Source organism: Treponema brennaborense DSM 12168 (assembly GCF_000212415.1).
Taxonomy (GTDB): domain Bacteria; phylum Spirochaetota; class Spirochaetia; order Treponematales; family Treponemataceae; genus Treponema_F; species Treponema_F brennaborense.
On the sequence record NC_015500.1, the window covers coordinates 1,850,344 to 1,866,820 of the forward strand.

The window sequence follows — 16,477 nt, forward strand, 5'->3', positions numbered from 1 at the left end:
GACGATTACTGCCATTCGTGGCAGCCGCCGGTATGATATATTACAGGAGTAGCTATGACCGGACTGACATCCATTACATTCAGAACACTGACCGCAGACAAAATCATCAGTTTGTGCAGAAATGCCGGGGTAGACGGCATCGAATGGGGCGGCGACGTGCACGTACCGCCCGCGGCAACAGACGAAAAAGACGCCGTGTTAAAATCCGTAGCGCAGGCGCAATCGGTTGCAAAAAAAACAACCGAAGCCGGTTTGCGGATATTTTCTTACGGTTCGTATTACAAACTCGCAGCAAATCGTACGATACCGTTTGACCGGATATGGGCAAATACGCTTGCAGTTGCGGAAGCATTGCACGCACCGATAATCCGCGTTTGGGCAGGTGAATACGGAAGCAAAGACGCACCGCCGAATTATAAGGCTCGGCTCGTCGATGAGCTAAAAAAAATAAGTCAAATGGCTGCCGAAAAAAATATCAGTATCGGATTGGAATACCACCGGAAAACATTGACGGATACAAAAGAAAGCTGCCTTGAATTACTGCAAACGGTCAACATGCCGAACGTATATACATATTGGCAGCCTAATCCGGATATCACCATGAATGAACAGCTGGCAGAAATAGCGCTATTACGGGATTATATTTGCATCGTCCATTGTTTTAATTGGACGCCGGGTAATATCCGGCATCCGATGCATCCTGCAAAGAATGTGTGGAAACAATATTGGATGCAATTATCAAAACCCGATTGTCCGCTTTTAACCGAATTCGTACGTAATGACAAACCGCGGCAATTTATAGCCGACGCGCAAATTTTGAAGGAAATCACTTACTGACAGTATCATTCGGAGCATTCAGCGTGAGAAAAAACAGAAAGTATTATACGAAAATCATCAAAATGTTCTATTTAATATCCATTCCGCTGGTATGCGTCGCCGCGTTATCATATTTTATCAGAATGGGCCTTAACGCAAAAAACGAATACGATGCCAACAGCAAACTGCAGTTGACCACATTCAAAGAATACACGGACACCCGTATCAGGTTCTGTCATTTCCTCGTCAATATGATTGCCGCGTCAAAACAAATGACCGATTTCATGCAGAAAACGGAACCGACAGCGTATTACCAGTTAAAACTGCAACAGGAAATACAGCGCCTTTACAATTTTTCAAATTATCAGCAAGAAATAATCGGGCTTACCGTTGCCAACGATAACTACGGTATTTCATCAGAATTAAACGGTGATTTGGAAACTTTTCTAAAATTATTTTTTATAACACCGGATGATTTTTCTCAAATACGAACAGATATGCAAAAAAATAATCCGTCTCATTCGTTTATCGTAAAATCAGTCAAAAACGATCAAAATCAGCCGATGATCATCATTATTAATTACGACCGCACGTGGTACAATACACCGTTTTACCTGTTTTTCTTATATAGTGAAAAGCAATTTTTCGATACGAATATCAGTTCAAAAGGAGATTTTTCATTATACCAAAACGACACGCTCATCTACACCCGTTTTGCAAAAAAAGTATTGAAGAAAACTGAAATCCGAAGTATTGCATCAGAGATCCCGTCGCTGCGTTATGACTTAAAACTGCCTCAATTTCAAGTATATTCACTAAAATTATTGACGGTTTTTATGATCACCGTCGGAATTATATTTTCCATCATACTTATCGGGCATATATACACCAGAAAATTGTACGAACCGATCAAACAGCTGCTCACATTAGTCGAAAAATCGGAAACTGATGCGGATGAGTTTTCCATTATAGCAAACGCATTCACGGAGCTTTCCGCAGAGTTGTCGTCAGCTGAAACATCCGTAAAGAATTATACGGCAATGCTGAAAAAGAACTTTTTGGCCGAACTTTTAACCGGATATCTGCCGCAGCCGTATGTAAAGGATCAGCTGCATCGATTCAAAATAACGGACCGAAAACAAGCATTTCACTGTATTCTGGTAAAGTATGAAATCCCGACGACACAGAGCGAATCGTTATCCGCCAATTCCTTTCTCATTGCAAAACAGAATCTGTACATCCGGCTGTCGTCCCATTTCAATCCTGCTGCAAATAAAGCACTCCACGACTTTTATTTAGCGGAAATTCAATTCGACACGCTTGCCTTGCTCATTTCAACAAACGATTTATCTGCCGTAATCGCAGATCTAACGGAGATTTTGACTTTAACTGAAGAAAAATACAAACTGGCGTGCAGAGCAGCCTGTGGAAAATCAGTTTCGCACATTTCGGCTGCAGCGCAATCATACCGTGACGCCGCATGGCAGATAGATATGCAGCCGTATATGGATACGTTTTCATCGGTTACAACGCATGAAACATTGCTTTCCAGTAAGCAAAGCCAAGCCGTTTTTTATTCTCTTGGAACCGAACAAGCGTTAATCAGCGCGGTACTGAATAGGAAAGAAAACGAGTGGAAAACGTTGCTTTCCGATATCATCGAAACAAATAAAACGGAACACAAAAATCAATTACCGCAGCTGGCGGTGCTGCTCGGCGCAACAGTTCAAAGAATTATCAGCGGTCTGCAGCCCGACGACAACGGATTGCAAGTACTAAACGAATCATTACAGTTTTTTCTTCCGGCATGTGCTTCGTTTGAAATCCTGCAAGAAAAATTAGTGAAAATTCTTACTACGATTACGGAAAATATCAGCATGACAAAAAAAACAATCAATCCGGTGATAATCCGGCAATTTCAGGATTTTATTGAATGCAACTACAATAAAGACATAAGTCTATATGATTTGGCCGAATCGGCCCGGCTGTCGCCGGCTTATGTGTCAACCATATTTAAATCGGCAATGGGTAGAAATTTTAAGGAATACTTGAATCACTTCCGATTTGAACGGGCATGTCGTATTTTAAAACAATACCCGCTGATAAAAATAAAGGAAGTTGCGTCTAAAACCGGATGCAACGCGGAAATTCTGGCGCGCTTATTTCTCAAATATGCAGAGATGACCCCTTCGGAATACCAAAAAGTAATACATCAACAGGATTTATAAGAAACGTTATCTGATGCTGAAATAAAATCTGTTCAAATATGTCACTCTGTTTTTTGCCTGCTGCCACAGCGAACTCTGCGGATACGTCTGCACCAGCTGCGTATAGGCTGCAATCGATTTACGGATATTTTTTATATCGGACTGAGCCTCGTACACTTGCCCCTGCAAAAACAACGCACGATCGATATCCGTACCGGCCGCAGCAAAAAACGTATCAAGCAGCAAAGCCGCTTTTTCACACTCGCCCGCATCGTAGGCAACCTGTGCCTGTTCGAGCAAATCCCCGGAAGCGGCCGATTCATCTGATTCCGTCGCAGACGGCGAAACTGCGGACAGCGCTTCGGTATTTTCAGCGGTTCCTGCCGATACCGCTACATCAGCGGCAGTCGCCGGCGAGGAATCAGACTGCCCGGCGGAGTTCCGGTCGGGCTGCACGATAACGGTTGAAAATGTCGAATCGGAGCCTGAATCGGATGAACCTGAACCGGTACTCTGCGGCAATGAAGTTCCGGCCGGCACGGAATCGGTACGGCGGGAATCGGTGCCGTTCGCTGAAGACGAGCCCCCGGACGCACCGGAAGACTCCGTGCCCGCGTTTTCTGCCGGCACGGGAACGGGTATCGAATACTGATCGGGCGGCACGATATCCGCATACGCCGGCGCTTTTATCCGAGACGCGTCCGCCGCCGGTTGATCGGTAACGGTAACCGCCAGATAGTCGTCGATATACGCATCGGTAAGCACGTCCGGCTTATAAAAATGAAGAATGCTCTCGCCGGATTTGCCGGAACGCAGCGAGAACACCGTATCGGTATGATTAAGCTGCCGTCCGAAATACGTCAGCAGCGGAACTTTTTTGTCGGTTCCGTCCGGCTCAAGCTCCCCCAAATAAATCCATCCGGAACCCGGATACTGTACGTCGAGATACTGACGTAAACCGAGTTCAACACTCCGCGACGGAACGGGAATAGTCGGCACGAGAGGGGGCGCCTCGGGGGCAGCCGTACTATCCCGCTGCGACTCGGCCTCACCGGCGGTATTTTCGAGCGCCGTATGTTCAGATTCAGCCGGCTGCTCCGGAACAGCTTCGGGAATCGTAGCGGCGGCGGATTCCGGTTGAGCTACGGATTCGGACTCTGACGGAGCGGCAGCTGGTTCCGGTTGGGCGGCGGCAGCCTGCTCGACCGGGACATCCGGAGCGGCGGCTGTTTCCGGAACAGCTTCGCGAACAGTAGCGGCGGTGGATTCCGGTTGGGCGGCGGCAGTCGGTTCGACCGGGACATCCGGAGCGGCGGCTGTTTCCGATACGGTCTCCGGCTCAAGCGGCGCTTCCGCTGCAGGCGCCGCTTCGGCAGAAACATCCGCTTCGGCTGGAGATACCGGCGCGGGAGGGGACGCCTCGGGGGCAGCCGTACTATCCCGCTGCGGCTCGGCCTCACCGGCGGTATTTTCGAGCGCCGTATGTTCAGATTCGGCCGGCTGCTCCGGAACAGCTTCGGGAATCGTAGCGGCGGCGGATTCCGGTTGAGCTACGGATTCGGACTCTGACGTAGCGGCGGCTGGTTCCGGTTGGGCGGCGGCAGTCGGTTCAAGCGGGACATCCGGAGCGGCGGCTGTTTCCGGTACGGTCTCCGGCTCAAGCGGCGCTTCCACTGCAGGCACCGCTTCGGCATAAGCATCCGATTGGGCAGGAGATGACGGCGCGGGAGGGGGCGCCTCGGGGGCAGCCGTACTATCCCGCTGCGGCTCGGCCTCACCGGCGGTATTTTCGAGCGCCGTATTTTCAGATTCGGCCGGTACGGGCAGCTGCGAGGTTGACTTGCAGGAGAAAACGGTAAAAACGGCAATAAAACTTATCAGGAAAAACTTTTTCACGGTGCGGCTCCAAGGATATCGGCAATCATGCGTTCGTTCGATGCGTGCAGCTCGTCCAGCAACGCGCCTTCGGGAGGCGTAAACCAGCGGGATACGTCGGCGGCGGTCCAGCGGTAATCTTTACCGCGCAGCAGATAATAATCGTCCGGCAGTACCGGAACGGACGGCGGCAAAAAAGAATGTTTTTGAATGAACTCGGCGGAAAACGTTACCTGTCCGCCCCGCTTTCCCGGCACGCGGCAGCTGCGGATACAAAGCGAAACGAACGCGATCAGGAATAAAGACAGCAACACGACCGTTGCGGCCCGTATGAACTTGCGGTTATCAAGTTTCTTCATGCACTCCTTCTTCACCGGAAACCGCTGCAGGGCGAATCCGTTTGGGCGGATGCGGCGGAATATATACGTCGGTTTCGGGTTCCACGTCTTCTTCTATAAACGGTTCAGGATCGGCCAGCGAACCGACACCCGCACCGGCCTCGTTTTCAAGCCGGATCGTAATGACTTTACTGACGCCGGATTCTTCCATCGTAACGCCGAGCATCGTTCCCGCCCCGGAAACGGTTTTTTTGTTATGGGTGATGACGATGTACTGGCTCACGTTCGCAAAATCGCGCAGCGTGTGCACGAAACGCAGAACGTTCTGTTCGTCGAGCGCCGCATCGATCTCGTCGAGCAGACAAAACGGCGACGGCCGCACCATATACGTTGCGAACAGCAGCGAAACCGCCGTCATCGTCTTTTCACCGCCGGAAAGCAGCGCGATGTTTTCAAGTTTCTTTCCGGGCGGCTGCGCAAAAATATCAATACCCGATTCGAGCACGTTGTGCGGATCCACGAGCCGCAGTTCCGCACGACCGCCGCCGAACAATCTGCGGAACATATTGTGAAAATTTTTCTTGATTTTATTATACGTTGCCAAAAACAGCTCCGTCGACTCGGCGCGGATTTCTTCGGTAATACGCTGCAGGTCTTCACGCGCTTTCTGCAGATCCGCGATCTGGGCGGCAAGAAAATCATGCCGTTCCTTCGTTTCGGCAAATTCTTCGGGAGCCATCAAGTTGACGCTGCCGAGAGATTTGAGCTGCTGACGGGTTTCCGCCAGTTTTTCGCGCAATTCGGCGGCCGGCACGGTGATCGTAAACATCCGCTCCTCGAATTCCATCAGATCGCGCGAATGCGTTTCACGGAAATTGTCTTTTATGTTGCGGATCTCCGTTTCCGACGTCGCAAGATCGAGCGTATATTTTTCAAGCTGGGACTGGAACTTCGCCATGTCGGCGGTTTTTCGGCTCAGCGCTTCCTTTTTGCCGGAAACGTCGCTGTTCCGCGACGTGATGTTCCGCTCGAGTTCTTCAAGTTTTTCCGTCAGCGATCTTCCCTTGTATTCGATGGAAGCGATTTCGCCTTCGATTTCTATCAATTGTTCGTGAATGTCGTCGAACCGCTTTTTTTCGGTAAACAATTCGTTTTCAAGCTCGCGCAGTGAATTTTCCTGCAGCGAAAGTTCGCGGCGCAGAATGCGGATCTGGTCTTCGGCGGCTTCTATCTGCGTCTGCATCTGCGCTTTCTGTATTCGCAGCTGTTCCAACGTCGCGCGGTATTCTTCTATTTTACCGACGAGACCGGCGTTTTCGCTTTTCAGTTCGGCGATGCGGTCGCGGATGCGGTTCACGCTGTCGAGCGAATCCTGAATTTTCCGGTCGATACTCCGCTTTCGGGTAATGATACCTTCGGGAGAAAGGAATTCATCTATAAATTGCGGCGTCGACGCGGTGTATTCGCCGATAGCGGCCCCCAGCTCGGCAAGCAGCCGCTCGGCTTCAGTAAACGCATCGACGGCGTTAAGCGCGAAGCGTTTGACGTCGGCTTCCGCCGGATGCGCCAGCGACGCGAAGTCGGTGAAAATGTTTTTTCGTCCTGACGAAAGAACGGCCAGCTTGCCCAAAAGCGCGTCCACTTTTTCACGCGCGGCGGTACAGACTTTGGACGAATACCCGGCGTCTTTCAAGCGGGAATCGAGTTCGGTAACGATGTCTTCCGTTATGGATTCAAGTTCCTTGCGCAGTTCGGCGCGTTCCGCGTCGAGTGCCGCGATGTCCGCTTCGCATTCCGCCGCCTGCCGATCGTTTTCGGTAATTTGCGTGCCGGCAAGCGTGATGTTGTCCTGAAACGAATCGATGTTGCCGGTAATTTCGTCTATACGGCGGCGCTTCGCGTGCAGCCCCGCGTCCTGTTCGTCTATGTCTTCGCGCAGGGAACCGATACGCTCTTCAAGCGCCGCAAAACGACCTTCCAGCTGAGACACTTTCGCTTTCGCTTCGGCCTTCCGTTCGCTTAACTGCTTCGCCTGTTTGTCCTTTTCATTACGTTCGACGGCCAATCCGTAAATTTCTTTCTGCATGGAAACGAGCTGGCCTTCCATCGCGTTCACTTCTTCCATATTTTCCGAAAGCGACGCGTTTATCGCGTCTATTTCGGCACGGGCGCCGTCGCGCAGATTCGCCGCTTTTTGCGCGTCCGCCGCACAGCGGTCGCGGTCCTGCGTAAAGTTTTTAAGACGCAGTAATTGGATGTCAAGCTCGTAATTGAAAATATCGTCGCGGAATTTGCGGTACGAAATCGTTTTATCGGCCTGCACTTTCAGCGTGTCGTAGGAGCGTTTGACTTCGCCCATAATGCCTTCGACCTGCCGCATGTTTTCTTCGGTTCGTTCCAATTTACGTTCGGCTTCGGCCCGCTTTACCTTAAACCGGGTGATGCCGGCGGCTTCTTCAAACAGATAGCGACGGTCTTCGGGTTTGCTCGACAGGATCTGATCGATTTTTCCCTGTTCCATAACCGAATACGCCGCCTTGCCGACGCCGGTATCCCAAAACAGTTCGCGCACGTCTTTCAGTTTTACCTGCGCGTTGTTGATGTAATACTCGCTTTCCCCCGAACGGTACAAGCGCCGTTTTATCATGATTTCGCTTACGTCGAGCGGCAGCAGACCGTTTTCGTTCGCAATAGTCAGCGTCACTTCCGCAACGTTCAGCGGTTTGCGCGTTTCGGTTCCGTTAAAAATGACGTCTTCCATTTTTTCGGCGCGCATGTTCTTCGCGCCCTGTTCGCCGAGTACCCACTTCACCGCGTCCACGACGTTGCTTTTTCCGCAGCCGTTCGGGCCGAGAAGCGCAGTGATACCGTCCGAAAACTCAATGCGCGTGCGGTCTGCGAATGATTTAAACCCGAAAACTTCAAGACTCTTTAGAAACACAAAAACCTCGGTCTTTTCTCAAAAAAATAAATAGTGCTATATACTACCAGTTTTTCACAATGCTTTCAATATCGCGCATTTAAAATAACGGATGCGCAGAAGATCTGAACCGAGTACAAACGGAGCGATTCCGGTTTCACGATTCCGCTTTCAATAATAAAAAGAAACGGCGAACGCACCGTGCAGCTGGGCACGCACGCCCGGGTCGAGACCGAGCTCTTTGCCGAAAACGGCGCATTCCAGATGGAACGGCGTCAAATCGATACCGGCGCCGGCACTCGCATACGCGCCGTTCATACCGCAGCGCAGCGCGATCGTATCGAAGACGACCAGTTCCATGCCGGCACTCAGCGCCAAAACGGGATTCACCTTAAACGCATCAGCCGAACCGGTAAAAAGCGCCGGAACGTCCGCATAATCGCAGTATACGGTCCAGGAAGAAAGCACGCCTCTGGTAAAACCGACCGGAATATTGAACGCAACTCCGACCGCGAGCGTTCCTTTTTCAAACAGCAGCACCGGCGGCTTGGCCGAAGAAAGCGTCATATGAGAAAAAGTTCCGGCATCCTTGACGAAACCGGCGTACAGATTCTTCCAGACGGCGCCGAATCGGATTATGTCGAATAAAGAAAAATACGCACCGATATCACCGCCCGCAGCGACCGTCGCCGACACGGGAACCGAGCCGAAATCAAAAGAAGTAAGCGAAGCGGGCGCACCGTCGTACGTGCCTTCAAGTCTGACCAGCAGTTTGGACGAAACGCCTACGGAAAGCTGCATACGGCTGAAATTTAACAGCGGAAACGCACTTCCGCCTGCAAACACCATTTCTTCACCGGCGGTAACGGAAGAAACGGAAACCGACGGAACGGAACCGGTCACGTACGTCCGGTTAAAAACGCCCAAGCCCCTGTTTTTATTGACTCTGCCGAACGTCAGCGGACCGGAAACGCCGACATCCAAATCCAATCCGTTATTTTTTCCGACGAAATCGAGCAGAACGTCCGCAAAAGATCCGGTGCTGCCGGAATCGGTCATACGCGAATACAAATCGGGCAGATCGCCCAACGGGCCGCCGATATCGAACGCTACGGACGGCAGCAGCACTTTTTTGCCGGCAAAGGCCAGCAAAGCCGGATTGACCGTCAGCATATACGCCGAAGACACGTCGCATATATGAAAACCGCCCGCAGCGAGCGAGCGTACGTCGACGACCGCCGGCGGCCGTAATGCATACGAACCGGAGGCAAAAACGGAACCGGCCGTCAGCAGCCAGAATACGATAAAAACCGTTCGCTTCATCTTCATGACACACTCCGCGGTAAAATCAATTGCCTAAAAAACCGTCGAGTAAACTGCCGATATCGAAGCCGCCGACGGAAACGGCGGCGGCGTCTTCCCGGCGGTCCGGTTCGCCGTCGCCGGCGGTTCCGCTCAAAACGGCCGCAACCGCCAACACCGTTTCCAATTTACGGGCCGAATCAAGGGAAAAACCCGTCGCGTCGGCAATCGCCTGAGCGTCGGCACCGGCCGTCAATCCGGCCGTTTGCAGTGTTTCAACAACGGCGGCAACAGAAGACCCGCCGGAAGCTTCTTCTTTCAGCGCGGACAGCGCGACGGCGGCCGCGGAGAACGCAAGTACTGAAACGTCGGCCTGCGCCAACGATTCCGTATCGTTCAAAATCGATTCAACCGCCGTCGTGTCGATCTCCCGCCCCGATTCGCACAGCGACGTAACGAGCGCTTCCGTATCGAAAGAACCGTCGGCGTTTTTCGCGTTTTGAATCGCATCGGTAATATCGCCCACCGGCAGCGCGGCGGACGTTGCTGCTGCCAAGATGGATTCCTTATCTTCCACCGGCAGCTTGACAATCTCATCCTGATCCCGTTTGCCCAGTTCTTCCAGCAGTGCGGCAGTCTGATCCGGATCGGCTGAAACGGCCGGTATGTTTTGAACGATGGATTCCGTCGACGAATTGCGCAGCGCGGCGGAAAAATCCCTGCTGCTATGAAAAAGCGGCGTCGTAAACAACTGACACGACGCAAAACAGACAAAAGCCGCGGCTGCGGCTGCACCGATTCCGTATCGACGTAACTGCATAAGCGAAACCTCCGAATCCGTTAACAGTATCGCACATATTGCAAAAAATTGAAAGAATAAAACGCGGCAAGTATCCGAATCCATGTCGGATTTGCGCGTTTCCGTTACCGTTTGCGCGTTTCCGTTACCGTTTGCGCGTTTCCGTTACCGTTTGCGCGTTTCCGTTACCGTTTGCGCCTTAAAACACTCCGTCAGAAACGTAAAAAACGTATCTACGGCGCGCGTGTCGGTTTTATTATGCCGGCACGTAACCAGAATATCGCGCTGACACACGGGTTCTTCTATTTCAAGTAAAATAACGTGATCACTGTCGAGTTTGCCCCACGTGAACTCGGGCCAGAACCCGACGCCCATATTCGCCGCAATCATGTTTTTTACCGCGGCGGGACTGTCGCTTTCAAAACTGATGCGCGGCTTGAACCCCGCGTGCAGACAGAATTTATCGCATATCCAGCGCAGCTGCTTGGATCCGAACAGACTGATAAAGTTTTCATCTTTCATTTTGGCAAGCTGCACTTTTTCCATATACCGGTATTTGCCGATGTTCGGCACCGCCAGAAAAATCTTTTCGGTACACACGAACTGACTGGCGTCCTCCCGCGGAGGCTGATAGAACAGCCGCGTCGTGATTCCTATATCGTACAAGTCTTTTTCGGAATTTTGCAGCAGCCGGAAAATGAGTTCCGGATATTCTTTTTTAAAAGCGATAATGGCTTCGGTCGTAAAAGAAGTCGCCGCCAGCACGTTCAGATGTATGGTCGCGTGTTCCAGATGCGCCATTGTCTGAAGTTGTCCGGGAAGTTCATCCAGTTCGGAAATCAGCGGCTCAAGACGTTTTTTTAAAAAGATACCGTATTCCGTCAATACGATGTTCCGCCCGTGACGGACGAACAGCGGAACGCCGACGTCTTTTTCAAGCCGCCGGATCGACTGCGTTAAAGCGGGCTGCGCGATATGGAGCCGTTCGGCGCTTCGCGTTACGTGTCCCGATTCGGCCACTTCCAAAAAATACCGCAACTGCATCAATTCCATACCGATCCCGCCTAAATGATAATTTAAAAGTTATGATTACCATAAAAATTATATATTAGACATTATAAAAAATCAATGGCATAGTATCACTGTCCGACGGAGAAGCGCGCTTCCGAATCGGACAAATTACGCGCGGCGGAACCGGACGATTGCAACGGCCGGTTCCGGAATCACCGCAGCGTTTTAACAGGAGATTCATAATGTCACAGCTTCTTGAAACGCTCATGCTCGTGTGCTTCGGTTTTTCATGGCCGATGTCCGTATACAAAAATATCAAAGCGGGAACGGCCAAATCCATGAGCCTGCCGTTCATTCTGCTTATCGTCGGCGGCTACATCGCCGGCATAAGCGCGAAACTGATCAGTCACAACTACAGTTACGTACTCATCGTATACGTATTGAACTTGGCAATCGTATCGACGAACATCGTCGTTTATTTTATCAATCTCAAACGCGATAAAGAAGCGGAACTCACCACCGTTATCGTAGAAGAGGAGGTACAAGTATGTGCAATGCAGGCAGCGAATTGAAAAAATATACTGAACTGAACAGTATATCCCGCCACGGTGGCGCCGTGTTCTTCGGCTCCGATTATTTTGCCGAATTGCCGGTAAGCGAGCTGGCAAACGATTTCAACATAGCGACGCCGGTATACAACAGAAGTATGGAACGGCTTTCCATCACGGACGTCGAAGACATCATAGAAACGTGCATCGTCGCGTTGCATCCGGGAAAAGTATTCCTGAATCTGGGTGAAACGGATATAGAAAACGACACGATGAAACTGGAAGATCTGGTCGGCAAATACGAATGGCTCCTGTACACCCTGCACCGTGCCTGTTCCGCGGAAATCTACATCGTTTCCGTCATTTCATCGCATCCGGGCGCCGCCAAATTGAATGCGGAACTCAAAAAGCTGGCGCAGGAAACGGGATGCAAATATATAGACGCCGTTTCGGCGCTGCGCAGCGAAAAACCCGCGGTAAAGGTATTCAACGCTATCAAACATTACCTGCATCCGAAATCTATCGATTTTGCCGACGCAATGAGCCTTGCATAGGGCTGAAAGCGGTGATATAGTAAGCCATGGGATGTTTGGGAAATATTTTATGGTTCGTATTCGGCGGCTGTATCGCCGGCCTGTGCTGGATTGTTTCAGGCATACTGTGGTGCGTTACGATCGTGGGTATCCCCGTCGGACTGCAATGTTTTAAATTCGCTTCGCTTTCGTTTTTTCCGTTCGGAAACGACGTTGAATTCGGAGGCGGTGCGGGCAGCTTGCTGCTGAACATCGTATGGCTTATCGTATCGGGACTTCCGCTCGCCGCCGTATTCGCCGCGATCGGCTGTCTTTGGTGCGTTACGATCATAGGCATTCCGTTCGGTCTGCAGTTTTTCAAGTTGGCAAAATTGGCGCTGATGCCGTTCGGTTCCAGAGTCGCCTGATTTTTTTTATGCCGAGCGGGTAAAACCGCTTGCATAAAACGGCATGGTCTGATATATATAAAAACGCGCTGCACTTTCGGCTGGCGGCCTGGACGCAAAGTTCGGAAAAAAGTGAAAAGAACCGCTGAAAAGCGCTTGACACTTTTTAATCGATATGTTAGGCTACCAAACGTCGAGAGGTTAAACACCGATACCCTGCACGGGCGAGAGTGGTGAAATTGGCAGACACGCCAGACTTAGGATCTGGTGCCCTAGGCGTAAGGGTTCAAGTCCCTTCTCTCGCATTACTGAAAAGTAAGTGCGGACAGGACTGAAAGTGTATAGCCGTGCAAATGTTTTGCGGGAATAGCTCAGTGGTAGAGCGCGACCTTGCCAAGGTCGATGTCGCGGGTCCGACTCCCGTTTCCCGCTCGAAGCGAAAGGCGATTCGGAGTAATCTGAATCGCCTTTTTTAATATTCTTAACCAAAGGAAAAACCAGCCGTGAAAGTAACCAAAGAAATTACTAAACTGGAAAACTCAGCCGTCAAACTGACAGTAACGATCGCTAAAAAAGACGTAGCGCAGAACTACAATGACACTGTTGCAAAATATGCAAAAAATATACAGATGCCCGGTTTCCGCAAAGGTCACGTTCCCGTTTCCATTCTGGAGCGCAAATACGGAGAAGCGCTGAAAGCTGACGCGGCCGGCGAACTGATCGAAAAAGCGCTGGGCGATATTTTTGAAGAGATCGCCGAACGTCCCCTGCCCTACGCGCAGCCTGCCATGGATGAAGCTCCCGTGCTCGACACGTCCAAAGACATGACGTTCACCGTAACCTACGACGTGTTTCCCACGGTAAAAGTGGAAGATTTCAGCGGAATCACCGTTAAGGAACCGCAAGTCGCCGTCGGTGAAGCCGAATTGAAAGAAGAATTGGAACAAATCCGCGAACGCAACGCGCTGGTTTCGGATAAAAAAGACGGCGAAGCTGCGGCCAAAGACGACATCGCGACCGTAAACTACTGCGAACTCGACGACGACGGCAAAACGGTTGAAGGTTCGGAACGCCAGGACTTCGTGTTTACGATCGGCAGCGGTCAGAACATATACAAAATCGACGACGACGTTATCGGCATGAAAAAAGGTGAAACGAAAGAAATCACCAAAAAATACAAGAAAGATTTTGAAGACAAAGACCTCGCCGGCACGACAAAAAAACTACGGGTAACCGTTACCGCACTGAAAGTGCGTAATCTGCCCGAACTTGACGACGAATTGGCGCAGGACGTCAATGAAAAATATAAGACGCTCGACGATCTGAAAGCCGACATCATGAAAAACATGGAAGCGGCCAAAGCAAAACGGATTGCGGAAATCAAATCGAATTCACTGCTCGAACAGCTGGTAGAAAAGAACGCGTTCGATCTGCCCAAATCCATGATCGCGGCGGAACTCGATTCACGCTGGAGAATGATGGCGCAGCAGTTCCGCACCACGCCGGAACAGCTTGATAAAATGATCGCCGCTTCGGGACAGAAAAAAGAAGACATGCTGACCGAATGGACCGGCGATGCGGAAAAAATGCTCAAGAGCAGAATTGTCGTTGAATCATTGATGAAAGAACGCAATATCACGGTAACGCCTGAAGAAATCGAAGCCGAATACGTAAAAATAGCCGAAAGCGCGGGAATTTCCGTAGAAGAAGTAAAAAAACACTATGCGGATCCCCGTGCAAAAGAGTATCTTATAGATGATACGAAAGAACAGAAACTTTATAAGGAGTTGTTTGAACAGGTGAAAATTACGAAAGGCGACAAAATGTCTTTTGCGGACTTGTTCAAAAAATAACTGTAAAACTAACGCGTATCACGGTAAGGATAAGACATGAACGAACAAATGAACAATCTTGTTCCCTACGTCATTGAACAGACGAGCAATGGCGAACGGTCGTACGATATTTTCTCACGTCTTTTGAAAGACAGAATCGTTTTTATAGACGGTGAAATTACCGATATGACGGCTGACTTGATTGTTGCACAGATTTTATTTTTGGATTCGCAGAATTCGGAAAAAGATATCAGTCTGTATATCAATTCCCCCGGAGGTTCCGTTACGGCGGGACTCGCCATATACGACACGATTCAATCCGTCAAATGTGATACGCAGACCATCTGCGTCGGACAGGCGGCGAGTATGGCGGCGATACTGCTTGCCGGCGGAACGGCCGGTAAACGGTACGCGCTGCCGTCGTCCCGCGTTATGATCCATCAGCCCTGGGGAGGCGTTCAGGGACAGGCATCCGATATAGCCATTCAGGCGAAAGAAATTATCAGATTGAAAAAACTTACGATCGACTACTTTGCCTCCCATACCGGCAAGACGGCGGAAACAGTCGCCGCCGATATGGAGCGCGATTTATACATGTCGAGCGACGAAGCCTTGGCATACGGTATCGTTGACCAAATCATGCCGCGGAGGACTCATGGCACGCAGAAATGACATACAGGTTTGTTCGTTTTGCGGAAAACCTGCCGAATCGGGCCGCAAAATGGTTGCGGGTCCGAATAACATTTTTATTTGCGATCAGTGCGTCGCGGTTTGTCAGAGTATTCTCGACGAAGACCACGCCGAACTGACGCCGATCGAACTCACGGACGTTCCCACTCCGAAAGAATTCAAGGAATATCTTGATCAGTACGTAATCGGTCAGGATTATGCGAAAAAGGCGCTGGCCGTGGCCGTATACAATCACTACAAACGGATGTCGCTGCCCAAAGTCGAAAACGACGACGTCCGAATTGAAAAATCGAACATACTGCTCATCGGTCCCACCGGTTCGGGAAAAACGCTGCTGGCAAAAACGCTCGCGCAGAAGCTGAAAGTCCCGTTCGCCATTGCGGACGCAACGACGCTGACCGAAGCCGGATACGTCGGTGAAGACGTGGAAAACGTTCTGCTCAAACTGATAAACGCAGCCGACGGAAACGTTGCGGCCGCCGAACGCGGTATCATTTTCATCGATGAAATCGACAAGATCGCCCGTAAATCGGAGAACACGTCGATTACCCGCGACGTTTCAGGCGAAGGCGTGCAGCAGGCGCTTCTGAAAATCATCGAAGGAACGCGCGCGAGCGTCCCTCCGCAGGGCGGCAGAAAGCACCCGAATCAGGAAATGATCGATATCGACACGACGAATATCCTCTTCATCTGCGGAGGTGCGTTCGTCGGCTTGGATAATATTATCGAAACGCGCGTCGCCGACCATACGATGGGATTCGGAACGACGTTCAACGCCCTGAACGAAGAAGATCAGGCGGAACTGCTGAACAAGGTGATTCCCGACGATTTGGTAAAGTTCGGACTCATTCCCGAAATTATCGGCCGTATGCCGATTTCGGTTGCACTGAAAGAACTCACGAAAGACGATCTGAAACTGATACTGACGGAACCCAAAAACGCGATCATCAAGCAGTTCAGGGCATCGTTCGCAATAGATAACACCGAATTGGAATTCACCGACGAAGCTATCGAAGCGATTGCAGAAACGGCCATCAAGCGGAAAACCGGTGCGCGCGGACTGCGTTCTATCGTTGAAAAGATGCTGATGAACGTCATGTTTGAAGTTCCATCTATCGAGGGCAATAAAAAACTGGTTATAACGGAAGATATCGTAACCGGAAAACGCCAAGCGGACGTTTCATCCGTACTGCTGGATCAGAAAACGGCATAACCGCTGC

At 50.7% G+C, this 16,477-nt stretch carries 14 protein-coding genes and 2 tRNA genes; 10 read left to right on the plus strand and 6 right to left on the minus strand.

Features of this window, described 5'->3' with window-relative positions:
* Window positions 1-54 precede the first annotated feature (54 nt).
* The gene (locus tag TREBR_RS08050; RefSeq protein ID WP_013758693.1) at window positions 55-837 is read left to right on the plus strand and encodes a sugar phosphate isomerase/epimerase family protein; all 783 of its coding nucleotides are present in this window, start codon (window positions 55-57) and stop codon (window positions 835-837) included.
* A gap of 122 nt (window positions 838-959) precedes the next feature.
* Window positions 960-3,044 (plus strand): helix-turn-helix transcriptional regulator, encoded by a 2,085-nt coding sequence (locus TREBR_RS08055; RefSeq protein ID WP_169310631.1) that lies wholly within the window; start codon window positions 960-962, stop codon window positions 3,042-3,044.
* A gap of 6 nt (window positions 3,045-3,050) precedes the next feature.
* On the opposite strand, the gene TREBR_RS08060 is transcribed toward TREBR_RS08055, so the two are convergent.
* From TREBR_RS08060 to TREBR_RS08085, 6 genes are all read right to left on the minus strand, one after another.
* Window positions 3,051-4,919 (minus strand): outer membrane protein assembly factor BamD, encoded by a 1,869-nt coding sequence (locus TREBR_RS08060; RefSeq protein WP_013758695.1) that lies wholly within the window; start codon window positions 4,917-4,919, stop codon window positions 3,051-3,053.
* Window positions 4,916-5,257: a hypothetical protein gene (locus TREBR_RS08065; protein ID WP_013758696.1), complete on the minus strand. Its 342-nt coding sequence runs from the start codon at window positions 5,255-5,257 to the stop codon at window positions 4,916-4,918. Before TREBR_RS08065 ends, TREBR_RS08060 begins: the two co-directional genes overlap by 4 nt.
* A complete protein-coding gene (locus tag TREBR_RS08070; RefSeq protein ID WP_013758697.1) occupies window positions 5,244-8,177 on the minus strand; it encodes a chromosome segregation SMC family protein in 2,934 nt (977 codons plus the stop codon). Before TREBR_RS08070 ends, TREBR_RS08065 begins: the two co-directional genes overlap by 14 nt.
* Window positions 8,178-8,327: 150 nt before the next feature.
* The gene (locus tag TREBR_RS08075) at window positions 8,328-9,485 is read right to left on the minus strand and encodes a hypothetical protein (RefSeq protein ID WP_013758698.1); all 1,158 of its coding nucleotides are present in this window, start codon (window positions 9,483-9,485) and stop codon (window positions 8,328-8,330) included.
* A gap of 19 nt (window positions 9,486-9,504) precedes the next feature.
* Window positions 9,505-10,278 carry a hypothetical protein gene (locus TREBR_RS08080; RefSeq protein WP_013758699.1) on the minus strand — a complete coding sequence of 258 codons (774 nt, stop codon included), beginning with the start codon at window positions 10,276-10,278 and terminating at the stop codon, window positions 9,505-9,507.
* 144 nt (window positions 10,279-10,422) lie between these two features.
* On the minus strand, window positions 10,423-11,310 hold the full coding sequence (locus TREBR_RS08085; protein WP_013758700.1) for a LysR family transcriptional regulator: 888 nt from the start codon (window positions 11,308-11,310) through the stop codon (window positions 10,423-10,425).
* Between the two features lie 200 nt (window positions 11,311-11,510).
* On the opposite strand from TREBR_RS08085, the gene TREBR_RS08090 reads away from it, so the two are divergent.
* From TREBR_RS08090 to clpX, 8 genes are all read left to right on the plus strand, one after another.
* The gene (locus tag TREBR_RS08090) at window positions 11,511-11,840 is read left to right on the plus strand and encodes a hypothetical protein (RefSeq protein ID WP_013758701.1); all 330 of its coding nucleotides are present in this window, start codon (window positions 11,511-11,513) and stop codon (window positions 11,838-11,840) included.
* Window positions 11,816-12,370: an SGNH/GDSL hydrolase family protein gene (locus TREBR_RS08095; protein ID WP_013758702.1), complete on the plus strand. Its 555-nt coding sequence runs from the start codon at window positions 11,816-11,818 to the stop codon at window positions 12,368-12,370. The genes TREBR_RS08090 and TREBR_RS08095 overlap by 25 nt, the downstream gene beginning before the upstream one ends.
* Before the next feature lie 26 nt (window positions 12,371-12,396).
* Window positions 12,397-12,756: a YccF domain-containing protein gene (locus tag TREBR_RS08100; RefSeq protein ID WP_013758703.1), complete on the plus strand. Its 360-nt coding sequence runs from the start codon at window positions 12,397-12,399 to the stop codon at window positions 12,754-12,756.
* A gap of 203 nt (window positions 12,757-12,959) precedes the next feature.
* Window positions 12,960-13,040 (plus strand) — tRNA-Leu (locus tag TREBR_RS08105).
* Between the two features lie 55 nt (window positions 13,041-13,095).
* Window positions 13,096-13,167 (plus strand) — tRNA-Gly (locus tag TREBR_RS08110).
* A gap of 71 nt (window positions 13,168-13,238) precedes the next feature.
* On the plus strand, window positions 13,239-14,588 hold the full coding sequence (gene tig, locus TREBR_RS08115; RefSeq protein ID WP_013758704.1) for a trigger factor: 1,350 nt from the start codon (window positions 13,239-13,241) through the stop codon (window positions 14,586-14,588).
* 36 nt (window positions 14,589-14,624) lie between these two features.
* Window positions 14,625-15,239, plus strand: a complete 615-nt coding sequence (locus TREBR_RS08120) for an ATP-dependent Clp protease proteolytic subunit (protein WP_013758705.1) — start codon at window positions 14,625-14,627, stop codon at window positions 15,237-15,239.
* Entirely contained in the window at window positions 15,223-16,470 is a 1,248-nt protein-coding gene (gene clpX, locus TREBR_RS08125) for an ATP-dependent Clp protease ATP-binding subunit ClpX (protein ID WP_013758706.1), read from the plus strand. The genes TREBR_RS08120 and clpX overlap by 17 nt, the downstream gene beginning before the upstream one ends.
* The last annotated feature ends 7 nt before the right edge of the window (window positions 16,471-16,477 follow it).